31 protein-coding genes are annotated in these 21,025 nt (G+C 61.3%); 24 read left to right on the forward strand and 7 right to left on the reverse strand.

Translation table 11 applies throughout. From position 1 onward, the window contains the following. Positions 1-2: 2 nt before the first annotated feature. Genes A7D27_RS08920 through A7D27_RS28305 form a run of 8 tightly spaced genes read left to right on the forward strand, consistent with a single transcriptional unit; the run spans position 3 to position 2,331 of the window. Positions 3-452: a phage protein gene (locus A7D27_RS08920; RefSeq protein ID WP_069564658.1), complete on the forward strand. Its 450-nt coding sequence runs from the start codon at positions 3-5 to the stop codon at positions 450-452. Continuing rightward, complete coding sequence (locus A7D27_RS08925; RefSeq protein ID WP_069564659.1) at positions 452-664, forward strand: TraR/DksA C4-type zinc finger protein; 213 nt, start codon at positions 452-454, stop codon at positions 662-664. The genes A7D27_RS08920 and A7D27_RS08925 overlap by 1 nt, the downstream gene beginning before the upstream one ends. Continuing rightward, on the forward strand, positions 661-1,047 hold the full coding sequence (locus A7D27_RS08930) for a D-Ala-D-Ala carboxypeptidase family metallohydrolase (protein WP_083265569.1): 387 nt from the start codon (positions 661-663) through the stop codon (positions 1,045-1,047). Before A7D27_RS08925 ends, A7D27_RS08930 begins: the two co-directional genes overlap by 4 nt. A gap of 2 nt (positions 1,048-1,049) precedes the next feature. After that, positions 1,050-1,271, forward strand: coding sequence for a hypothetical protein (locus tag A7D27_RS08935; protein WP_069564660.1), 222 nt, complete (start codon positions 1,050-1,052; stop codon positions 1,269-1,271). Beyond that, entirely contained in the window at positions 1,261-1,626 is a 366-nt protein-coding gene (locus A7D27_RS08940) for a DUF1353 domain-containing protein (protein WP_069564661.1), read from the forward strand. Before A7D27_RS08935 ends, A7D27_RS08940 begins: the two co-directional genes overlap by 11 nt. Positions 1,627-1,640: 14 nt before the next feature. After that, a complete protein-coding gene (locus tag A7D27_RS08945) occupies positions 1,641-1,883 on the forward strand; it encodes a hypothetical protein (RefSeq protein WP_232104258.1) in 243 nt (80 codons plus the stop codon). Beyond that, complete coding sequence (locus A7D27_RS08950; RefSeq protein WP_069564663.1) at positions 1,880-2,167, forward strand: putative phage tail assembly chaperone; 288 nt, start codon at positions 1,880-1,882, stop codon at positions 2,165-2,167. The genes A7D27_RS08945 and A7D27_RS08950 overlap by 4 nt, the downstream gene beginning before the upstream one ends. Positions 2,168-2,190: 23 nt before the next feature. Then, the gene (locus A7D27_RS28305) at positions 2,191-2,331 is read left to right on the forward strand and encodes a hypothetical protein (protein ID WP_044409718.1); all 141 of its coding nucleotides are present in this window, start codon (positions 2,191-2,193) and stop codon (positions 2,329-2,331) included. 45 nt (positions 2,332-2,376) lie between these two features. On the opposite strand, the gene A7D27_RS08955 is transcribed toward A7D27_RS28305, so the two are convergent. The 3 genes from A7D27_RS08955 to A7D27_RS08965 all read right to left on the reverse strand — a co-directional run bounded on the left by A7D27_RS08955 (position 2,377) and on the right by A7D27_RS08965 (position 3,529). Beyond that, the gene (locus A7D27_RS08955) at positions 2,377-2,673 is read right to left on the reverse strand and encodes a hypothetical protein (RefSeq protein ID WP_069564664.1); all 297 of its coding nucleotides are present in this window, start codon (positions 2,671-2,673) and stop codon (positions 2,377-2,379) included. A gap of 295 nt (positions 2,674-2,968) precedes the next feature. Then, positions 2,969-3,175: a hypothetical protein gene (locus A7D27_RS08960; RefSeq protein WP_069564665.1), complete on the reverse strand. Its 207-nt coding sequence runs from the start codon at positions 3,173-3,175 to the stop codon at positions 2,969-2,971. A 72-nt stretch (positions 3,176-3,247) separates the two neighbouring features. Beyond that, positions 3,248-3,529: a virulence factor gene (locus A7D27_RS08965; RefSeq protein WP_069564666.1), complete on the reverse strand. Its 282-nt coding sequence runs from the start codon at positions 3,527-3,529 to the stop codon at positions 3,248-3,250. Positions 3,530-3,611: 82 nt separating this feature from the next. Here A7D27_RS08965 and A7D27_RS08970 point away from each other — a divergent pair, with 82 nt between their 5' ends. The 10 genes from A7D27_RS08970 to A7D27_RS09015 are packed head-to-tail and all read left to right on the forward strand — an operon-like array spanning position 3,612 to position 13,193. Next, positions 3,612-5,624 (forward strand): phage tail tape measure protein, encoded by a 2,013-nt coding sequence (locus tag A7D27_RS08970; RefSeq protein WP_069564667.1) that lies wholly within the window; start codon positions 3,612-3,614, stop codon positions 5,622-5,624. Further along, a complete protein-coding gene (locus A7D27_RS08975; RefSeq protein WP_069564668.1) occupies positions 5,621-5,938 on the forward strand; it encodes a DUF2590 family protein in 318 nt (105 codons plus the stop codon). Before A7D27_RS08970 ends, A7D27_RS08975 begins: the two co-directional genes overlap by 4 nt. Then, a complete protein-coding gene (locus A7D27_RS08980) occupies positions 5,935-7,107 on the forward strand; it encodes a baseplate J/gp47 family protein (RefSeq protein WP_069564669.1) in 1,173 nt (390 codons plus the stop codon). The genes A7D27_RS08975 and A7D27_RS08980 overlap by 4 nt, the downstream gene beginning before the upstream one ends. Continuing rightward, the gene (locus tag A7D27_RS08985) at positions 7,100-7,624 is read left to right on the forward strand and encodes a phage tail protein (protein WP_069564670.1); all 525 of its coding nucleotides are present in this window, start codon (positions 7,100-7,102) and stop codon (positions 7,622-7,624) included. The genes A7D27_RS08980 and A7D27_RS08985 overlap by 8 nt, the downstream gene beginning before the upstream one ends. A 9-nt stretch (positions 7,625-7,633) precedes the next feature. Beyond that, positions 7,634-9,397 carry a phage tail protein gene (locus A7D27_RS08990; RefSeq protein WP_069564671.1) on the forward strand — a complete coding sequence of 588 codons (1,764 nt, stop codon included), beginning with the start codon at positions 7,634-7,636 and terminating at the stop codon, positions 9,395-9,397. An 8-nt stretch (positions 9,398-9,405) separates the two neighbouring features. Next, the gene (locus A7D27_RS08995; protein WP_069564672.1) at positions 9,406-10,116 is read left to right on the forward strand and encodes a phage tail protein; all 711 of its coding nucleotides are present in this window, start codon (positions 9,406-9,408) and stop codon (positions 10,114-10,116) included. Further along, positions 10,113-11,036, forward strand: coding sequence for a hypothetical protein (locus tag A7D27_RS09000; protein ID WP_069564673.1), 924 nt, complete (start codon positions 10,113-10,115; stop codon positions 11,034-11,036). Before A7D27_RS08995 ends, A7D27_RS09000 begins: the two co-directional genes overlap by 4 nt. Beyond that, entirely contained in the window at positions 11,033-11,566 is a 534-nt protein-coding gene (locus tag A7D27_RS09005) for a DNA-binding protein (protein WP_069564674.1), read from the forward strand. The genes A7D27_RS09000 and A7D27_RS09005 overlap by 4 nt, the downstream gene beginning before the upstream one ends. After that, positions 11,563-12,267 (forward strand): hypothetical protein, encoded by a 705-nt coding sequence (locus tag A7D27_RS09010; RefSeq protein WP_069564675.1) that lies wholly within the window; start codon positions 11,563-11,565, stop codon positions 12,265-12,267. The genes A7D27_RS09005 and A7D27_RS09010 overlap by 4 nt, the downstream gene beginning before the upstream one ends. Next, positions 12,240-13,193, forward strand: a complete 954-nt coding sequence (locus A7D27_RS09015) for a hypothetical protein (RefSeq protein WP_069564676.1) — start codon at positions 12,240-12,242, stop codon at positions 13,191-13,193. The genes A7D27_RS09010 and A7D27_RS09015 overlap by 28 nt, the downstream gene beginning before the upstream one ends. A 39-nt stretch (positions 13,194-13,232) precedes the next feature. Here the strand turns inward: A7D27_RS09015 and A7D27_RS09020 are convergent, their stop codons facing one another. Then, positions 13,233-13,640, reverse strand: coding sequence for a type II toxin-antitoxin system HicB family antitoxin (locus A7D27_RS09020; RefSeq protein ID WP_069564677.1), 408 nt, complete (start codon positions 13,638-13,640; stop codon positions 13,233-13,235). A gap of 60 nt (positions 13,641-13,700) precedes the next feature. Continuing rightward, positions 13,701-13,883 (reverse strand): type II toxin-antitoxin system HicA family toxin, encoded by a 183-nt coding sequence (locus A7D27_RS09025; protein ID WP_043103663.1) that lies wholly within the window; start codon positions 13,881-13,883, stop codon positions 13,701-13,703. Between the two features lie 622 nt (positions 13,884-14,505). Between A7D27_RS09025 and A7D27_RS09030 the strand changes: the two genes are divergently transcribed. The 5 genes from A7D27_RS09030 (at position 14,506) to A7D27_RS09040 (ending at position 19,177) form a co-directional block, all read left to right on the forward strand. Beyond that, positions 14,506-14,937: a hypothetical protein gene (locus tag A7D27_RS09030; protein ID WP_139134068.1), complete on the forward strand. Its 432-nt coding sequence runs from the start codon at positions 14,506-14,508 to the stop codon at positions 14,935-14,937. Between the two features lie 203 nt (positions 14,938-15,140). Continuing rightward, entirely contained in the window at positions 15,141-15,911 is a 771-nt protein-coding gene (locus A7D27_RS09035) for a nuclease-related domain-containing protein (RefSeq protein WP_069564679.1), read from the forward strand. A gap of 78 nt (positions 15,912-15,989) precedes the next feature. Then, entirely contained in the window at positions 15,990-17,600 is a 1,611-nt protein-coding gene (locus A7D27_RS27085; RefSeq protein WP_083265570.1) for an RNA-directed DNA polymerase, read from the forward strand. Next, positions 17,597-18,304 carry a hypothetical protein gene (locus A7D27_RS27780; RefSeq protein ID WP_139134069.1) on the forward strand — a complete coding sequence of 236 codons (708 nt, stop codon included), beginning with the start codon at positions 17,597-17,599 and terminating at the stop codon, positions 18,302-18,304. Before A7D27_RS27085 ends, A7D27_RS27780 begins: the two co-directional genes overlap by 4 nt. Before the next feature lie 402 nt (positions 18,305-18,706). Next, positions 18,707-19,177 carry a Bro-N domain-containing protein gene (locus tag A7D27_RS09040; protein WP_069564680.1) on the forward strand — a complete coding sequence of 157 codons (471 nt, stop codon included), beginning with the start codon at positions 18,707-18,709 and terminating at the stop codon, positions 19,175-19,177. Positions 19,178-19,262: 85 nt separating this feature from the next. Here A7D27_RS09040 and A7D27_RS28310 read toward each other — a convergent pair whose 3' ends face one another. Then, positions 19,263-19,415 (reverse strand): hypothetical protein, encoded by a 153-nt coding sequence (locus A7D27_RS28310; protein WP_165665614.1) that lies wholly within the window; start codon positions 19,413-19,415, stop codon positions 19,263-19,265. 130 nt (positions 19,416-19,545) lie between these two features. Between A7D27_RS28310 and A7D27_RS09045 the strand changes: the two genes are divergently transcribed. Further along, positions 19,546-20,634, forward strand: coding sequence for a PotD/PotF family extracellular solute-binding protein (locus A7D27_RS09045; RefSeq protein ID WP_069563543.1), 1,089 nt, complete (start codon positions 19,546-19,548; stop codon positions 20,632-20,634). A gap of 173 nt (positions 20,635-20,807) precedes the next feature. Here A7D27_RS09045 and A7D27_RS09050 read toward each other — a convergent pair whose 3' ends face one another. Beyond that, the gene (locus A7D27_RS09050) at positions 20,808-20,966 is read right to left on the reverse strand and encodes a YqaE/Pmp3 family membrane protein (RefSeq protein ID WP_003084988.1); all 159 of its coding nucleotides are present in this window, start codon (positions 20,964-20,966) and stop codon (positions 20,808-20,810) included. Positions 20,967-21,025 lie beyond the last annotated feature (59 nt).

The raw sequence follows: 21,025 nt of genomic DNA on the forward strand, positions 1-21,025 counted from the left end.
CCATGGCCCGAATCAGCGGCATGAACTTCGACGTGAACCTGGGCGACCTCCTGGTACACGTCGAGAAGGCCACCCTGGACATCACCGACAACAGCGCGGTGGCCCAGACCGGTGGCGTTCCCGATGGCCATGTGGATGGCGACGTGTCCGGCAGCGGTGAACTGGAGCTGGACAGCGCCAACTTCGGCCTGCTGATCGAGGCCGCCAAGCGCGCCGGCAGCTTCCGCGCCATGGAGCCGTTCGACGCGGTGTTCTACGCCAAGGCCGGCGACGACGAACTGCGCGTGGAGGCCTTCGGCCTGAAGCTCAAGGTCTCCAGCCTGCTGGACATCGACCCGAAGGGCGGCAGCAAGTCGGTCCACAAGGTGCCCTACGACGTCACCAGCCCGGACTTCATCCGCATCAACGGCGTGCCGTACCTCGACGCCAGCGAGATCGAAGGCCTGCGCTGATGCCGGACTGGGTAGACCGCGCCGTGGCGCGCGAGGAACTGGAACTGGCGCGCGCCCTGGCCGCCCAGCTCGCCAGCAACCGCCCCGCCGGTCCCAGCCTGGACGACTGCATCGACTGTGGCGACGAGATCCCCGCCGCACGCCGCGCGCTGGGTGGGATCACCCGCTGCGTGCCCTGCCAATCCACTTTCGAGAAAGGACACCGCCGATGACCAGCCCCTGGCCGAACTTCTCGCTGGCTGAACTGCGCTGCAAATGCGGCCGCTGTGGCAGCACGGGCGCCGAGATGGATCCGGCGTTCATGGACCGGCTGCAGCGCCTGCGCACGGCCCACGGCAAGCCTCTGGTGCTGTCCAGCGCATACCGCTGCCCGAAGCACCCGGTGGAGGCGAAGAAGGCCCAGCCCGGTGAGCACTGCACGGGCAAGGCCGTGGACGTGGCGATTCGCGGGCCGGAGGCGTTGCGCGTGCTCCAGCTCGCCCTGGAACTGGGCTTTACCCGCATCGGCGTGAGCCAGAAGGGCACCGCGCGCTTCCTGCACCTGGGCACGTCCGCTGACGGGCGTTTCCCCTCCCCCGCCATCTGGAGCTACTGAGCATGACCAAAGCCGTGATCGTCGCCCTCGCGCTCGCCCTGTCGGGCGCCACCCTGCTGCTCGCCGCCTGCAGCAGCCAGAACCTGGTGGGCAGCACCGCCGCCACCCTGGTGCAGCGCTACTGCGACACGCCGGAGGTCGGCCGCGTGGTGCTGCGCGAGGCCATCGCCACCAGCACCGCCCCGAACCGGATCCGCGTGGAGTGCGCCGCCGATGCCCTTTAAGTCCGACCTGGAACTGCGCTCGCTGCCGGTGGATGACGCCTGGGAGGTGATCCAGCCGCTGGCCTACGTCACCCGCGACGACCGCCTGGTGCTCGTTCCGGTGGGCTATCGCACCGACCTCGCCAGCGTGCCCCGCCTGGCCTGGCGCATCGTGCCGCGCGACCACGCCCTGGCCCGCCGGCCGGCGGTGGTGCATGACTACCTCTACACCCACCAGACCCACCGCTTCACCAAGGCCGAGGCCGACCAGGTCTTTCATCAGGCCTTGCTGGAGGAAGGCATGGGCAAGGCCCTGGCCTGGCTCATGTGGTGCGCCGTGCGCATTGGCGGCCGGGGCAACTGGGGGCGCATCTGATGGAGCTGTCCGCCATGGCTATCAGCGTGCTGCTGATGCTCACCGAGCTGGTGTTAACCGGCGTGGTGGGCTTCCAGGTGTACCTGTTCAAGCAGGTCAGCGCGGCCCGCCGCGAGCACCTGGAGTTCCGCATCGAAGTGGCCGAGCGCTACGTGCGCGCCGAGCACATCGACAAGGCGATGGAGAAGCTGGAGGACCGGCTGGAGCAACGCCTGCAACACCTTTTCACCCAACCCCCGCAGAGGAAAAGAACATGAGCGAGGTCCGCGAGATCACCCTGGAAGTCAGCGAGAAGGAATTCACCTTCACCCTGGATCCGCAGCTGGTCACCAAGTACTTCAACGGCCTGACCGCCACCAACAAGGTGGCGCCGTCGCACAACCTGCTGACCACCGCCGTGAAGCAGGAACAGCTCGCCAGCCTGCGCCCGCTGCTGGTCAATCCGCTGACCACCATGAAGCTGGCCGGCGCGCTGCTGGAAGAGTACGCCCCCGACGTTGAAGTGACCGTAAAAAAGCCCTCGCCCGCGCCGAGCGCCTGACCGAGGACGGCCTGGGCCAACTGATGGCCCTGGTCGAGCGCTGGCTGCCTGGCGCGGCGCCCACGGCTGACAACCTGGGCACCGCCAAGTGGCTGGAGGACGAACACTGGCGCCGCATGGAGATCGCCGTGGCCAACGGCATCGCCAAGGCGCTGAACGGGTGACGAAAAGCCCCGCACAAGGCGGGGCTCGGATGACACGATGATGGCTTACACCGTTACCAACTGCACGGGCGCTGGGTGCTCAGGATCGCTTTCAGGGTCTATGGCCCGGGCAATGCCGAGCAGGTTCGCGTCGACGATGCGTAGGATGCTGCCCAGACCGTCGATGGAGTTCATCGAGAGCTCAAGTCGGTCGCGGTCGGTGGTCAGCACGTCGTCGAGAAATTGCACGATGCCGCGCGTGTCACGGGCTAAATCCATCGCCCAGATGATGGCGGGGGTACGGCGGCTGACGGGTGCTTCGGTGGCTTTGGTGGTGCGGGGCTTGACTGCTTTGCGTGCCATGGTGGCAATCCTCGTTTGGTTTTTTTCGAAGTTGGCGCCTATTTCGATTAGGCGCCGGGAGCTCGAAAGGCCCCAAACGAAGGCCCGGACTTATTTCCCCGAAAGGTCTTGTATTCGTCGCACTCCCGACCTGAAGAACAGGCAGAATACAGGCGCAAAAATACCGCAACTATCGGGGCGGGTCACCGCGTTTGGGATCAATGGGAGTTTCGAGCTCCGCGGGGCAGAGCGTAGCGGCGGGGTGTCAGCAAAGCAAGGATATTGCCACGCAATATTGGCATATATTCCAGAGAGCCTATTCTGCAGCGGCTGCCTGAGCGCACAGCTTCACCATGTTGATAAGCACCGCCTCCTTGGAGCCAGGTGTTTTCGGACGAATGGGGATAAGCCCTCGCTCAATCTCCCTGCGCACAGAGCGGGGGGATTGCCCCGTGCGTTTGGCGTACTCGGTGACGGTCAAGTACGGCGTATCGATCGTGAACGACAGTTCGAGCTTCGGCATGCGGTATTCATCCCTGATGAGAAGGTAGAAAAAACCCCGCGCGGGGCGGGGTTCATTGAGCTACGGGCGGTATTACAGCGCCGGCTCCAGGTCATTCATCTCCTCGATCCGCAACATGCGGATATCACGCACGCTGGCTTTGAACCATTCCAGTTGGCGGCTAACAGCTTGGGCGGCCAGAACACATTTGACCGCCGTCATTTTCTCGTCACCGAAGTAGACGCTGCCCTGCTGCCAGTTGAAACCCAGTGGCTCCAGTACCTTGCGGATATCGCCGTAGGCGTTGTTCCAAGACGGAGTGGGGTAGGCCTGTTTGAGCGTTTCGGTGTCGAGGTCAAAAGCAATTGCGTACATGAGGTGGCCTCAAGAAAGGATCATCGCGCCCAAATATACACAAACCCAAAGTACTTGGCTGCCAACTGCGGCGAGATGAACCATGGCTGATCGTGGCGCCAAACTCGACTTCATCCTGCGCCTGGTCGATCAGGTGACGGCCCCGGCCGCCAACATCGCCAGGCAGTTGCAGGACGTGGCCGAGGTCGGCAAGAACGGCTTCGTGCAGATGGGCGCCGGCATGGCGGGCGTGGTCGGCACCATCGTGGCGTTCAAGGAAGGCCTGCAGCCCGCGCGGGACCAGCTCCGCGCACTGGGCGAGGTGCGTTCCCTGGGTGTGGCCGAAGACGCTCTGGACTCGCTCCAGGCGAAGTCCTTCGAGTTCGCCGTGGCCTACGGCGAGAACGCGACCGCCTTTGTCCAGTCCGCCTACAGCATCGAAGGCGCGGTAAAGGATCTGACCGGCTCGCAGCTGGCCCTGTTCACCAACGCCTCCAACGTGCTGGCCAAGGCCACCAAGACCGACAGCGAGACGATCAGCGCCTACATCGGCACGCTGTACGGCCTGAACAAGGCCCAGGCGGACGCCATGGGCAAAGGCGAGTGGGTGGAGATGCTGGCCGGGCAGAGTGCTCTCGCTGTCCAGCTGTTCCGCACCAGTGGCCAGCAGTTGAACGACGCCTTCAAGGCCACCGGCATTGGCGCTTCGGCGGCCGGGGTGAGCCTGGCCGAGCAGATGGCCGTCCTGGGCACGCTCGGCACCACCCTAGAAGGCGGCGAGGCGGGCGGGCTGTACAAGTCCTTCTTCGAGAACATCGCCGGGGCTTCGGAAAAGCTCGGCATGAAGTTCACCGACAGCAACGGCCGGCTGCTGCCCATGCTGTCGATCCTGGACAAGCTGAAAGGGAAGTTCGGGGACCTGGATACCCAGGCGAAACTCGACGCCATCACCGGCGCCTTCGGCGGCGAGGCCTCCCGCTTGATCGTCACCCTGATGAAGGACACCGACCGGCTGCGCGGTGGCCTGGACAAGCTGGGCAAGGTGAAAGGCATGGAGCAGGCCGAGCAGATGGCCAAGGCCATGGTGGACCCGTTCGATCAGTTCGCCGCCATGCTGCAGAACCTGCGCATCGTGATGGGCCAGGTGCTGATGCCCGTGCTGACGCCGCTGATTCAGCGCATCACCAAGATGGGGACCACCTTCCAGCGCTGGCTGACCATGTTCCCGAACATCGCGCGCTGGCTGGGCTACATCACCCTCGGCCTGCTCGCCCTGGTCGCCGCTGCGGGCCTGCTGACGGTGCTGGGCGGTGTGATGTCGGTGCTGTCGATTCTGATCAGCCCCATCGCGCTGCTGGTCCTGGGCATCGTCCTGCTGATCGTGGCAGTGGGTGCCGCCATCATCTGGTGGGACCAGTTGAAGGCCAAGTTCGGCAACAGCGCGTGGTTCCAGGCGCTGCTGACGATCATCAGCCCCGTGGTGCTGGCGTTCAAGATATGGGTGGCGGTGCTGCAACTGGGCTGGGCTGCCCTGCAGAAGCTGTGGAGCATCGGCGCCAACGTGGTGGGCTGGCTCGCTGAACTGACGGGCGCGACCAGTGGCGCGAACAGCGTGTGGGACACCTTGCTGTGGGCCTTCACCAACCTGTCGCCGTTCGCGCTGCTGGGCAAGGCGCTGAAAGGCCTGATCGAGCTGCTGAACAAAATCCCCGGCGTTTCGATCGATACCAGCTTTGCGGAGCTGCCGAAGGTTCCAGAAGTCCCGGAAGCCACTCAAATGATCCGGAGCGTCGAAACCCTCGAAAGCCCAACAGCCCCGATAGTCCCCGAGGTTCCAACAGTGGCGCGGTTTGCCGAGCCGGCCGGTGCTGAACAGGCCATAGCCACGGTGGACCAAGCCAACGCCGCGCAGAAAGCCCAGCAAACGATTCGGGCAGCTATCCCTAGCCTATCGCCATCTCGTCCGGCATCGGTGCCGCCCGGTGGGCTGCTGACCAGCATCCAAAACACCACCACCCAAAACAAAGGCACCCATGTGGAAAAAGTGGAGATCCACACCGGCAAGGCCATGACCTCGCTGGAACTGGAAAACATGCTGGGGATGGCGGCCGGATGAGCCTCTACATCGATCTGCTGATCCAGGGCAACGACCTGGCGCTGGACCCGTCTCGCCAGCCGCGGCTGGTGGATGACCGCGCGAGCATCGCCCAGGACATCGCCCACATGATCCGCGAGAGCGGTCTGCTGGTGACCCTGGTGGCCGAGCGTGACCGCCTTCGGCAGCGCGACTGCATCCAGCAGTTGGAGCTGCTGGTGGAGGCCGACGAACGCCTGGTACCGGGCACCGCGAAGATCCGCGAAGTGGACGCCGGTCAGTACCTGGTGACCGCGCGCACCGTTGAATTTGGAGTGATTGAGGTGACCCTGTGACCGTAGATTTCAAGCAGGCGCTCCATGACGCCGGCATTCCGACCACCGAGCAAGGGCTGCGCCAGGCCTGGGAAAGTGAAGTGGCGGCCCAGGGCAGTGCGCTGAGCAACACCAGCGCCTATTCGCCGTTCTGGCGGATCGTCACCGCCCTGGTGACCAAGCCCGTGCTGTGGCTGATCACTTTCATCAGCGGCACCGTGCTGCCGAACTTCTTTGTGAAGACCGCCTCCGGCGCCTGGCTGGACATGCTGGCCTGGGCCGTGAACGTGGAGCGCAAGGGCGCAACCAAGGCCAAGGGCCTGCTGCTGTTCACCCGCCTGGCGGCCGGCGGCGCCCTGGAGGTGCCCGCCGGCACAGTGGTGCAGTCCGCTTCGATCAACGGGCACATCTACCAGTTGGTGACTACCGCCGATGGCATGTTCACCGACGGCGTGATGCAACTGGAAATCCCGGCCGAGGCGGTGGATACCGGCGCCGGTTTCAACCTGGCGCCGGGCTACTACGCCATCCTGCCGGAACCCGTACCGGGCATCGTCCAGGTGGTGAACGCCAACGGCTGGCTGGCCTCTCCCGGCGCGGATCCTGAGCCCGACGACGAGCTGCGCCTGCGCGTGCGCAACCAGTTTTCGGCGGTCAACCAGTGGCACACCGATGCCGTCTACCGCGCATTGATTTCGGCTTTCCCTGGGGTGCGCCCCGATGGCGTTTACTTTCTGCACGGTGCGCCGCGTGGCCCTGGCAGCGCCAATGCCTATGTGCTGTTCGAGGCGGACGTGCCGGCAGCCACCTACCTGGAGCAGATCAACGCCCACATCCGCGATCAGGGCAACCATGGCCATGGTGATGACCTGCTGGTGATGGAGATGCCGGAGACTCTGCACGCCATCCAGCTGGACGTCTGGCCCCGTTCGACGCTGACCACCGAACAACGCCAGAGCCTGCTGGCGAACATCGCGCTGTTCGTGCGCGCCGCATTCCGCGAGAGCACCACCACCGACTACCAGCCAACCCTGACCTATCCGCAATCGCGCTTTTCCTTCAGCCGCCTGGGCGAGGAACTGCACCAACAGTTCCCAGGCATCGAGTCGCTGCGCTTCCGGAACGCCGACATCGTGTCGGAGCTGGCCATCCCCCGCATCAAGAGTTTGCAGGTCGTGCAACATGATTAAGCTCGGGCTGCCCTTCTGGCTGGACGGCCCCGAGCTGGCAAAGCTCAAGGCTGCCGCACAGGCCTGGTGGACAAAGGTGGAAGGCTGGCTGCGCTGGCCGCTGCTGCAGATAGACGCCGACACCTGCCACGTCACCATCCTAGATCTGCTGGCATGGCAGCGCGACATCACGCGCTTCAAGGGCGAGCCCGAGGCCCTGTATCGCCTGCGGGTGAAGCACGCCTTCATCAACGCTGTGGACGCCGGCAGCGTCGCCGGCATGAAGCGCATTCTGCAGCGCTTGGGCGTGGGCTATGTGGAGATCGAGGAACGCCACCCCGACCGCGACTGGGACGTGGTGCTGCTGCAACTGAGTAACACCCAGTTGGCCGAGAACCCCGAGCTGCTGCGCGTGCTGATTCAGCAGTACGGCCGCACCTGCCGCCGCTACGACTTCGTGACCATCACCCCGGTGACGCTTGGCCTGGTCGCGGTCGATTTCAACGACGACCAGCAGACGCTGGTCGCCAGCCTGTAGGAGACCCCCATGGGTGCCAGCATTACCCTTGCCGGTGAACGCCTGATCGCGCAGAAGCATGGCGCGCAACAGATCCTCACCGTGTCCCGTTTCATCCTGGCCAACGTGCCCGGCCTCGATCCCAGCGGGCCGGTGGACCGCGCTGCCGGCAAGCCGGCCGCCGAGCAGGTCGTCGGCACCTACGACGTCACCCAGGCCGGCTACGTGAACCCCAATCAGGTGGTCTACAGCCTGATGCTGGGCAGCGATATCGGCGACTTCGACTGGAACTGGATCGGCCTGGAAACCGCCGAGAACGTGCTGCTGATGGTGGCCTACGTACCCACCCAGCAGAAGCGCCGCAACATCCCGCCGCTGCAGGTGGGGAACAACGTCACCCGTAACTTCCTGGTGGTGTTCGACGGCGCCCAGGCGCTGACCGGCCTGACCATCGACGCCAGCACCTGGCAGCACGACTTCACCGTGCGCTTGGCAGGCATCGACGAGCGCGAGCGCCAGAGCAACCGCGACATCTACGGGCGCGCGTGCTTCTTCGGCAGCGCGCTGCAGCTGGAGAAAGTGGGCGGGGTGTATCAGCTCAAGCCGGGCACCGCCTACGTGGAAGGCGTGCGCCTGCAGCGTTCTGCAGCGCTGCCTGTGGTGCCGACGGCATTCCCCACCACCGCCTGGCTGGACGTGGCCCTGACGCGCGAGCTGAACGACGTGGTGGCGTCCTGGAGCGTGGTTTGGGGGACGGGAAAGGTGGACTACGTGGACAGTGCCGGTGTGCAGCACTACTGCGTGGCCCTCGCAGAGCTGCCGAACAGCAACACCGTCACCGATAGCCGCCCGGTGGAGAGCATCGCCGGACCTCTGGTGGCGCACTTCGCCGCCCGCGTGGGCGACTACGCCGGCCTGCGAGCCAGGGCGACCACCAAGGACGACGTGGGGCTGGGCAATCTGCCCAACGCCAAAAGCGACAACCCTTCAAGCGATAGCAGCGAGATCCTCGCAACTACCGCCGCACTCACTTCAGCCATGGCGCAGGTGGTGTACCCATTGACAGGCATGGTCGCAACCTTTGCCCGCAGCACACCGCCTGCTGGCTGGCTCAAGGCCAACGGCGCGGCAGTCAGCCGCACCACCTACGCGGCATTATTTGCCGCTATCGGCACCACCTATGGCGCAGGCGATGGCAGCACATCGTTCAACTTGCCTGACCTGCGAGGCGAGTTCATACGTGGTTGGGACAATGGCAGAGGCGTCGACGCCAATCGGGGCTTCGGCACTGCCCAGGCAGGGCAGAACGAATCACACAGCCACGGTGCCTCAATAGGTGAGGCTGGCGGACATACACACACGGCATCGGCTGCTAGTAATGGCGAGCACACCCACCCGATCAGCGGCGTAACAGCCAGTAACGGGGCGCACGTTCATAGCGTGAGCGGCACCGCTGCGAGCGCAGGGGCGCACACTCACACGCAGCTGGTCCGTGGTACCGGGGCATGGGACGGCACATCAGGCAACCGGGGTTCAGATCAGGCCAACAACTCGGCAGGTGGCGGGCAGACCGGGGTAGATGGTCAACACTCCCACAGCGTCAGCGGTACGGCTGCCCGCGCAGGAGAGCACAACCACACCGTCAGCGGCTCTGCTGCAAACGCCGGGGCACACAGTCACACCCTCACCGTCAACAGCGTGCCCAATCACAGCCACAACATCACAGTCTTCGTCAACGGTGGCATCGAGGCACGCCCGCGCAACATTGCGCTGCTGGCCTGTATCAAGTTCTGAGGTGATCCATGGATTACAAAACTGTCTATCAGACCGACGCCCTCGGTATTTTCACTGGCATAACCACTGCAGACCCGTCACCGCTTGAGGACGGCGTGTGGCTCTTACCCGCAGGCTGCGTCGAAGTCGAGCCACCTGTGCACGGTGAGCATCTGGTTCCTCGCTGGGATGGTCAGAGCTGGCAGTTAATCAGCTCATACAAGGGGCTGACCGCCTACAACACCAGCACCCGCGAGCCGCTGCTGATTGAGCGTTCGGGCACACTCCCGACAGGCTACACCCTGAGCGTCCCGCGCCCAGGGCAAGTGTGGCGCGACGGTGAGTGGGTCGACGACACTCCCGCTACTTTGGCGCGCCTGTATGCCGAACGGACCAAAGAGATCAACGCCGCGTGCGAAGCCGATATCACCGGCGGGTTCTGGTCGGAAGCTCTTGGCGAGCCCCATTCCTACGGCTCTGATCTGGAAGCCCAGCTGAATCTGACCGGGGCCATCCTGCGCGGGCTAGACATGCCGTATGCCTGCCAAGACGAGCAGGGAGCCAAGGCCTTCCGTCTGCACACCGCCGCGCAACTACGCCAGGTGGGCGACGACTTCACACTGTACAAGCTGAAGTTGCTGCAGCGCGCCCACGAACTGAAACAGCAGCTGGATCTGGCACTGGCTGCCGGTGATGTCGAGGCCATGCAAGCCATCAGTTGGGAGGCCGCTGCATCGTGACCTGGGCACCTGTGACCATGCGCTGGCCTGAGCAGGCCACCCAGTGGATGGGTGGCCTGGCGGCGGCCAAGGATCTGGCCGGCGGTGAGCTGGCCAGCACTGCCATGCGCCTGGCAGGTCTGGACGGTATGGCCACCACCAACCCTGGCCCGGTCGGCAGCGCCGCGCAGGCCGCAATCGCCGCCGGGCGTGCTGCGCTTTCCGCGCAGCTGGGCGAGGCGCCGGCCTGCCTGGCGGTGACGCCTTTCCAATCGGGCATCGGCCAGGGCCGTGGCCACCAGCGCTTCCTGTCGGCACCCAACCTGCTGCAGCACCTGGCCGACAAGCTGGTGGACAACACCGATGCCGGCCGCCCCACCGGCCCACAGTTCGCGCTGTCGATACTGTTCCTGGCCACCCGCTACGACCAGTTGGCGAGCACCCTGGCGCGCTTCAACGCGCTGCTGCCGGTGCCGGACCTGGTGCGCACCGAACGGCGCGCCCGACATCTGTCCCAGCTGGAATCGGAAAAGTGGGTGACGCCCTCCGCTGGCCCGCTGCCGCGCTGGGGCACACTGCCCCTGGAGCGCTGCACCATCACCAAGGCTGCCAAGCAGTCCATGGCGGGCCAGTTGGCCGTCCTGGAGGGCTATGCCGCCGACAGCTCGCCCATGGCAGATCTGGTCGCGCTGGCCGGGCGCAAGGCCACCCAGCAAGCGGCACGCGACCAGAAGCTGACCGACCTGCAGGCGCTGCTGGCCGGCGGATCCGCTGACGACAGCATGCGCGCCCGCCTGGTAGGCCCTGGTACGCCGGCCCAACTGCGCGCCGCCATGCTCGACGGCCAGCCACCTGGCCATGAATGGGTGCTGAGTGCCGGCCTGGTGCTGACGGGATCGCTGGATGGGCTGAGCTTTGTGCGTGAGCTGGTGGGCCTATGACGCTGCTACTCGACGGCAAGAAGGTGCGCGGGAAGGGGCTCAAGGTGGCAGCATCGCTGCGCATCGAGAGCGACGACCTGTCGGGACAGACCAGCAACACCGACGCGGCGCACAAGGGCTTCAAGCCCAAGACGCTGACCGTCACCCTGCTGATTCCCTACCGCGACCGCGCGCACCTGGTGGAGCTGATGAGCTGGGCAGAGGCCACAGCAGCCGGTGGCCAGCGCCGCACCTATCGGGTGGTGAACGACACCGCTGAGGCCTTCGGCGTCCGGCAGGTGGAGTTCAGCGACGGCGTAAGCGCCCGCGAGGACGACACGCTGTCGGCGTGGCGTGTCCAGTTCACCCTGGCCGAGAAGCTATCCACAGCCGAGCGCGTGGAGAAACGTCGCCCCGGCAACCCAGTGACGCAGCAGGCAGGCCCTGGCCAGCCTATCGGCGGCACCGACACCAGCGAAGGCGGCGCCCAGCAGGGTGAACTGACCGGCTTTGAAGCCGTTCTGAAACGCCTGGATGACGCCCTCGCATGAAGCTGCACAAGGTCCTGACCATCGCCGGCAAGGTTTACCCCCTGGTGAAAGACGAGGTGCGCCTGGATCTGCGCAGCCCCGGCCGGGCCAGCCTCACCATCAAGGCCGAAGCGCCCGTACGCGGCCTGGTGACCCTGGACCTGGGCTACAACGAGCGCGCGCTACAGCGGCACTTCATCGGCCACGTCGAACGCTGCACCGCCGCCAACAGCCAGCAGCAGGTACTGTTCTGCCGCGAGCTGACCAGCGTGCTGGCCATGCCGCTGCCCATGAACCTGCGCCATGTGGATCTTCGGCAGGTCCTGACCGAGATCAGCACGCGCACCGGCCTGCGCTTTCGCGTGCCGGACCAGCCCTACGCAAAGGTGAAGACACCCTACTTCTACAGCCTCGCCGCCGGGTATCAGGCCATGGACAGCCTCGCCCAGGTGTTCGGCATCCCGGACTTCATCTGGCAGCAGCAGGGCGACGGCGAGGTGTACGTGGGCAGTTGGGCACACAGCTTCTGGGGCGTGCGCGATCCCCTGCCGCTCCCGCCCGAGCTGTTCGACACCTACCAAGGCAACCAGAGCGCCATGGTGGCGGCCCTCCCAGGCCTTCGCCCTGGTGCATCTATCAACCAAGGCGAGAGGATCACGTCCGTGACCCTCGCCGATTCGCAGATGGCCCTCCGATGGAAGACGCAATCCGCCGCGCAGTAGAGCGCCAATTTCCCGAACTGACCGGGGGCTATCACCTGCCCCGCTTGGGCCGTGTGGTCGCCGTCCCGGATGCTCCGGACGCCCCAGGCCTGTGCGACGACTTCCGCCCGCGCTTCGGGGTGGATGTCGAAGTGCTGCGGCCAGACGGCGAGCCGGATCCTGACCTGCCGATTCTCCACAGCCTGCCCCTACCCGCGCCCAATGGCGGCCAGGAAGCGGGCTTCTTCGGCTTCCCCGAAGAGGGTGCCACTGTAGTGGTGTGCTTTGCCTACGGCCTGCCCCACAAGCCCTATATCGCGCAGATACTCCCGCACGGGCTGAGCCTGCCGAAGGTCTCAAAGGGGGATCAGCTGTGGCAGCACAGCGAGGCCAGCCAGCAGCGAGTGGACGCCAATGGCAACTGGACTCGCCAGACGGATGGGCAGATCCGCGATCAGGCCGTAGAGCGCGAGGTGGAGGCCCTGGAGAACACCGAGCACTACCAGATCACCACCGTGGACGTGGACGACCACAGCACCGAAACCGTGGGCGGGGTGAAGAAGCTGCAGGCGCTGGGCGCGCTCAAACTGCTGTCCGGCGGATCCGCGAGCCTCGCCGCCGTGGGCGACCTGCACCAAGCCACCGGGCGCGACCTGAACCTGGTGGTGGGACAGAAGCTGAATGCCACCGTGGGCGGTGACATGACCGAGGCCATCGTGGGGATCCGCCGCAGCATCGCAGCCCAGACCTGGCTGGGCTCCCCAGGCGTCAACGTCCTGCAGGTGCTGCTGGATCTAATCGACCTGGTGGAGCAGATGAACACCCAGCTGGCCGCCCATACCCACGTTCCAGGGCCTGCGCCGAGCTTTGGCGATATCGCAGGCTTCACCACCAAAGCGGCGACCGCTGGGCAGCTAACGGCCAAACTCGCCCCCATCACTGCATGAAAAAAGCCCGCCGATTGCGGGCTTTTCTTCATCAGGAGATCAGTGCGCAGCGGCTAGTTCACGCAATGCCGCAGTGGCCAGAAAGCCCGACCGAGACGCATAGCGGTGGTCACGCTTCACTTTGTCATCAATGCGCTGCAGCAGGTTCTCCGGCAGCGTGGCATTGAAGCGCACCGCCTTGCCCAAGTATGGGGTCACATCAAAGTCAACCACCGCCCACACACCGCCGGCATAGTCCGGATTCTCCATATGGGCATCCACTTCCAACGCCTGGGGCAGTTCCTCACCATCAGCCACCAGCCCCTCGAAATGCAGCGCCAGGGCTTCCTGGACGTTCTCCAGCGCTTCCGCAACGGTGGCTCCGGCAGAGAAGCAGCCGGGCACATCGGGCACGGTCACGCCGTAGTCCGAATCAGCGTCTTTGTGTAGTACGACTGGGAATTTCATCTCTTACAATCTCCGAAAGGGTGAACCGGCAAGCGACCGATTCCGGTGTAGCGACCGGCCTCACTTGAGGCCGGCTTGTTTCAAAATGCTGTGTACGGTTCCCACTGGTAAATCGCTCTTGGGGTGGGGAACCGTTACCCGCCCCTTCTTCGTTGGGTGCTTGAACTGGTGATGGCTGCCCTTCACCTCTACTTCGTACCACCCATCCGCCACGATCAGTTCGATCACCTCTCTACTTCGCATCACCCCCTCCATCGGCCTCTTTATGGTGTGTATCGTACACACCGGATCATCTCCTGTCAACGGTTTTATACATACCATACACACAACTATTTCACGCCTGGGAAATCCAGCTGATCCAAGAAAACGACGGCTAAATCGGACTTATCCCCCTCCCGCCGACGGGCCGTGCATGATTTTTTTGCGCAATCCGGGGTGGGGTGAAAGAGGGGCGCACCGGCAGCGGCAGCGCGGGGTCTGGCGGTTAGGCTCGCTTTTCACGCTGTGAAAGGAATTGTCAGGGTGTGCAAGACGGTACAGTCCTGAGTGTCCACATAGCGTCCACACAGCGACGAGACATTGGCAGAACGTGCCCGGCAATATCCCTAAAAACCTGGCTTCCAGGTAGTTTTCCCAGAAGGAATGGCATCCTTATGCGGGCTCATAATCCTTTGGTCCACGGTTCGAGTCCGTGTGGGCCCACCAAACAAAAAAGCCGCGCATTGCGCGGCTTTTGCGTTTCCGAGATGGCGAATTCCCAGGCACCACACGAGCAGAGCCCCTTCGCCAACTTCAGCCGGGTCAGCACAAGCAGCGCAGGCACCCCGCGTAACATCGGCCCTTACCTGATCAAGGGAAACTCACCATGAGCGAAAATCCGGCGGCTCGATCCCGTGAACTACGCATACCGTTCAAGCTATGCGTGCTCCTAGCAGGAGCTCTGATGCTGTCCGGCTGCGAGGCCATCATGCAGGGCAACGTACTGGTCGGCTGCTCAAGCAGGACACCGCCGGAACTCATGCCCAAAGAGCTGCCAGCAGCCAAAGTGGGGGCGCCTTACATTGCCCGCATCGAAGTGAGAGGGGCTGATACCGCCGTCAGCAAGTTGCTGGTAGCACCGGCTCATCCATTACCCGATGGCCTGGTGCTGAACCACCAGGCACCAGAGCCACTTGGCGTCATTCAGGGCACGCCCACCCGGGCCGGAACCTACGAGGTGCTGCTTTACGGCAACACCTTCGGCACCCAATGCACCGGACAGGACATGGAGCACCTCTACAGACTCGAAGTGAACTGACCGGCACACCGTAGGGACAGAGAACAGCCACCTGCACTGGCATGTGAGCCCACACAACACAAAGCCGCGCACTGCGCGGCTTTTGCGTTTCTGGCCCCAGGCCACCCCCAACCAAAGGAGCCCCCGGCCGGTACGCAATCCCATAGTGCCAGCACGGCCTTTTTCGCTACTATCCGGCCACTCACGACTCATGAGTGACGGAAATGGACTTCACACCGCTCATCACCCAGGTCTGGACCACCCTCGCCTGGTTCATCCCGCTGATGATCCTCATCGGCCTGCTCAAATCCCCACTCGGCAAAGGCTATGTCGGCGAACTCCTCGTCCGGCTCTTCGCCCACTGGCAACTGGACAGACAGACCTACCGCCGCCTGCACAACGTCACCCTCGCCACCCCCGACGGCACCACCCAGATCGACCACGTCTTCCTCTCCCGCTACGGCATCTTCGTGCTGGAGACCAAGAACATGAGCGGCTGGATCTTCGGCAGCGAACAGCAGGCCCAGTGGACGCAGAAGCTCTACAAGCACAGCTACAAGTTCCAGAATCCGCTGCGGCAGAACTACAAACACCTCAAGGCCCTGGAAGCCACCCTCGGTATCGCCCCCGAGCACCTGCACTCCGTCATCACCTTCGTCGGCGGCAGCACCTTCAAGACCGCCATGCCCGCCAACGTCACCCAGGGCATCGGCTTTATCCGCTACATCAAGTCATTCCAGCAGCCGGTGTTCAGCGACGCCCAGGTCGCCACCCTGGTCCGCACCCTGCAAACCGGTCGCCGCGCGCCCACCCTCGCCACCCACCGCGAACATGTGCAGAACCTCCAGCGCCGCAATGACCCGACCGCCGAGCGGCAATGCCCCAAATGCGGCAATGCGCTGGTGATTCGAACGGTGAGGTCGGGGCCGAAGGCGGGGCAGAGGTTTTGGGGGTGTTCGGGGTTTCCGAAGTACAGGACTGTGCAAAGCTGTTAAACAAAATAGGACTTGAGTAATTAAATTAAAAATATAAATAGATTTTTAAGCCCCCCCAAAATTAGCTCCGAGGTAAAAATGTCGACTGCAAAAAGAAAGAATTTTGAACTAGCCGTCAAGAATATTGCCAAATTCGGCGATACTGACATTTTCCCTTACCCGATAGAAAACCATATATTTAATGACATGAGCACAGATGTAATTGACATTCTCGAAAGTATTGACAAAAACTTTGAGGATTCAATAAAAGACATTCCAATGCTCACATCGAAAAACCTATCTGTCGTTGGATACAGTGGTTTTAGATGGGGGGCACAGATCGATCCAATTTGGAACGCCTATCTTTTGGCCCTAGTCATAAGTATCGCAGACGACACGGAAAAGAAGAGAGCCTCACCACAGATAGTGTTCTCATACCGATTCAAAAAAGATCAGAAAACTGGCTCACTCTTCGACAAAAATATTGGATGGCAAAACTTCCAGAGCACTGCACTGGAACACGCAGAAAAATTCCCATATGTCTTGCGCTGTGACATATCAGACTTCTATCCAAGAATCTATCATCACAGACTCGAGAATGCTTTAAAAAAAGCCACCAAAAATGGTGAAGCAATAAAAAGAATCATGGCGATCCTCCAACTGATCTCTGACAACGTTTCATATGGCTTACCTGTAGGCGGCCCTGCATCAAGAATCTTAAGCGAGCTACTATTAAACAGGGTAGACAAACTATTAATCTCCGAGTCAATAACATTCTGCAGATTCGTAGACGATTTCATAATATTCGCCGAAACAAAAGAAAAAGCCTACTCAGCACTTATATTGCTAACAGACCTACTCCTAACAAACGAAGGTCTAGCATTGCAAAAAACCAAAACCAGAATAATGACATCCAAAGAATTCGTATCAACCTCAGACTTCTCCACACCTGAAGAACACGAAAACGCTAGAGATAGTGAAGAGCGTGCATTTCGGAGACTTCGGGTTTACTACGACCCATATTCACAAACTGCCGAAAGTGATTACGAGGCACTAAAGCAAGAACTAGAAAAATTTGACATTGTTGGAATGCTAGGAAGGGAACTGGCTAAAAGCCGAATTGACGAAGGACTTTCTCGCCGTCTAATTTCGGCGCTAAAGCACTTAAAAAGCACAGTTCAAAACGACGCAATAAAATCCATCATAAGCAATCTAGACCTTTTATATCCGATCTTCCCCTCTGTAATGCTTCTCTGCCGTGGCTTATTAAAAAACCTCGAACCCCAAGTAAAGGCAGAACTATTCACAAAGCTAAGAGAGCTAATAACTTCAAACTCCTATATAACACAAGTACCAACCAATCTTGCTTATGCACTAAGAGTTCTTACAGAAGATGACTCAGAGGAAACTGAAATTCTTATCTCCTCCCTTTATAAAACCCAAAGCAGCATGATGATAAAACGTGACATCATATTAATGATGGCTCACAGAGAAGCAGATCACTGGATATCAAATTGCCGAAGAAGTTACTCCACGCTTACAACCTGGGAAAAAAGAGCAATGCTAATTAGCTCATACATCCTTGAAGACGAGGGAAAACATTGGCGAGAGTCCATAAAAAGAGATCTCAACTTATTTGACAAGCTGATCCTGAAGTGGACCTCAGAATCAAAGCAGAAAAATCAAAATAGCTGGAAGGTTCCAGTATGATATCCGAGCAAAATTTCTCCTCAAACTTCGCATCGGTCTGGAACAAAATAACCCCACTAGCGGACACTTATTGGCGAAAAGAAAATCTTAAACTAAAGAGAGAGCTATCACCAATTCAAAATGAAGCCAGCCCAAAGTTACGCGGCTTCATAAATGAACTTTCATTTGAGACCTTCAAAGAAGCAAAGAAAGCCAAAATACAGCCACGCAGCGAATTAATAATACCTATTGCAATAGGGCTAACAGAAAAAATAGGCGATTACATTTTTAGAATAACAAACGACCAAGAATCAATTACAAAAAACTTAGACAACCGCACTCAACGCGAAGTATTTAACCTGACTCATAATTTAATGCTGTTCTTCCCAAAAAATGATGAGATCAACTTCAGACCAAAATTCTCAGGGTGCGGAATAATTTCGGCATGTGAAGGAGACTTAATTTATGAAGACTGCCTCTACGAGGTAAAAGCAGGCGATAGAAAATTTAGAGTCAACGATATAAAACAGCTATTGACGTATACAAGTTTAGCCTTCTCAAAAGGACAGTTGCATTTCTCAAAAGTTGGGCTGTTTAATCCTCGAAATGGTTATCACTGGGAGCGAACTGTAGATCAACTCTGCCTAGAGCTAAGTGGCATGAGGGAAAGCGATGTTCTTTCGAATGTGATAGCGCACATGACACAACTAGCAATATCCAGATAATTAATATTTAAATCTATTCTCAACAGCCACCCAAATAAGTCAGCATATTGAGCACATAAATTCCTGGGGACTTTAGAAACAGTGCTTAACTCCGACAATTCCTACCCTCCCTCGGCATTGCCGTCCTACACACTCGGCTCGTAGCGTCTCCCCCGTCGCAGCGCAGGCTGCGACCGGGAGTGGAATCCCGAAATTGGATGCCAACGCAACATCGCCATAAGCAGGATCAGCAAGTGGAAACTCGACTCGCTGACGCCTGGCAATCTATGGCGGACCGTGCGAGGGGGGCGCGAGCCCACCGGTCTTGGCATTCAAACCGGTATTCCACACCTCGCACGGTCCGCCACCCTCATGCAGTCAGGAACCGGTGGCGGGCTCCCCCTACAAGGAAGGAGTCTCACCATGTCCTACGAGTGCTACATCCCCACGGTTTTCCACCGCCATCACCGCGCATTGCGTGCCCTGTTGATCGACGACCAGGTCTGGTTCGTCGCCCAGGACCTCGGCCCCCTCACCAACCACCGCTTCGACGAACGCCTGTCGCGCAAGCTGGACCCGGACCAATGGCGCCACGCCCGCGTGGAGTACGTACAGGGCGGCGAGCAGGACGTGCTGCTGATCAACGAAAGCGCGGTGTTCGAGCTGCTCAAGGTCAACTTCTACCACCCCGAACACCGCGCCCTGCGCCAATGGCTGACCCAGGACGTGGTGCCCGCGCTGCGCTCCGCCGCCACGCCGCAACTGCCCCGCCAGCGCCGGGTGACCTGGCAGGGACGCGAGTTCAGCCTGATGGAATGGCAGGGCCGCCAGTGGGTGCGGGTGCGCGACGTGGCCGACCTGTTCGAAGGCCGCGAATTCGCCACGCGGCACTAACCCACCGTTTCAACGCCACAGCGGCAACGCAGTTGTCCAACCGCCTGCTGGACCGGCACCGGGGGCCCACAGCGCCCCCGGTGCCTCAGCGCTTGGCGATGATGTACACCGCATGGGCGCTGCCGTAGCGAGCCTGAGCCTCGTTGTAACTCATCTCGCCTTTCTCGACCTGATCGACCACGGCCAGCTTGAAAACCTGCGTGTAATCACCCTGACTGCGACGGATACCTTCTGCCATCGGGGCTCTCCTGAAACAAGGGCGAAGGTGCAACCCTTACTCAGGACGGGCCATTCCTTTGGTCAGGCGGCAGGCAGGCAGTGCCAGCAGCACCTAGTATCAAGGCACTTCCTGCATTTCAGGAGCGTCCATGCTCAAGCTGATGGCTGCACTGTGGCTAACTCTAGGTGTGGTGCACTGTGCCGTTGCCGAGCAGACCCTGCGAATCCTCACCTGGGAGGGTTATGTCAGCGCTAAAGACCTGGTGGCTATCAACCATGCTCTGGCCGAACAGGGGCTGCCGGTGAAGGCAGAGGTCATCACCCCCTACGCCGAAGGCCCTGAACAGATGTTCATGCTGCTGCGCAGCGGCAGAGCCGACCTGAGTTTCCTGACCCTCAACTATCTGAAGATGCAGCAAGGCCGGATGACGGGTTTGCTGCAGGCCATTGATCCCACGCGCCTTAAACGTTTCAAGCAGCTATTGCCACAACTGGCCCGCCTGGGCATGGGGATGGACGGCGACCGCCTGCTCTATGTGCCCTTCGGTGGAGGGACTTACGGCATCTGGGCAAACATGCAAAAACTGAACAAGGACGAGTTGCCACGGCACCTGGGCGATCTGTTGCAGCCGCGCTGGAAAGGCAAGCTATCGCTCACCAGCGGCCAGGTGCAGCCTAATGTCGCCTTGGCGTTTCTCGCTCTTGGTGACCCCCCCTTTCTCCTGCACGACCTGATGCGCAGCGGCAAACGCAAAGACGCCAAGCGGCTCGCTGCAGAGGGCAGCCCCGCGCAGGATTTCCTTAATCGCCTGTACGGCCAGGTCGACGAATTCTGGGTAAGCGCACCACAGTTTCGCGACAAGCAACTGCTAGTGGCCAGCTACGGCCCAGAGATAGCCGCTCGGCGCGCACGTGGCGAGAACTGGCAGCGGGTAGAGTTTGCCGAAGGTGATACCGCCTGGCTGGACACAATGAACATTGTCAAAGGAGTGAGTGGCGAAAAGCTGCAATCCGCCTACCTGGTGATTGACTACTTTCTCTCCGAGGAAGTGCAGCGCCGCGTGGTACGGGAGCTGAACATGGTCGCGGTAGTCTCCACTGTGGATAACCCGATGTTAGCCAACGACCCCAAGCTGTTCAGCACCGAACGTTTCTGGCCAGCCTATGACCGAACCGCCGACAACCTGATGCATAAAATGTCCACGCAGGCCATGCGGGTGCGCTCGCAGGACCCATGACCGTTTCCGAGCTACGCCGTCGCCTCCATCCACAACTCGCCAGCCAGCGCCGGTGACCTGGCAGGGGCGCGACGTCGCCGACCGGTCCGAAGGCCGCGAATTCGCCAAGCGGCAACGCAGCCCGTTCAACCACCGACAGGGCCGGAGCCGGGGGCGCAGGGTGCCCTGGTGCCTCAGCGCTTGGCGATGATGTACACCGCGTGGACGATGCCGGGGATGTAGCCCAGCAGGGTGAGCAGGATGTTCAGCCAGAAGGCGCCGCCAAAGCCCACCTGGAGGAAGACGCCCAGCGGCGGCAGGAGGATGGCGATGAGGATGCGGATCAGGTCCATGACGACTCCGTGCAAGACAGTGGGTACCTGCAGTCGACCGCCGCTGCGCCAGCGGAGTT

The organism is Pseudomonas sp. 1D4, assembly GCF_001728925.1.
Classification (GTDB): Bacteria; Pseudomonadota; Gammaproteobacteria; order Pseudomonadales; family Pseudomonadaceae; genus Metapseudomonas; species Metapseudomonas otitidis.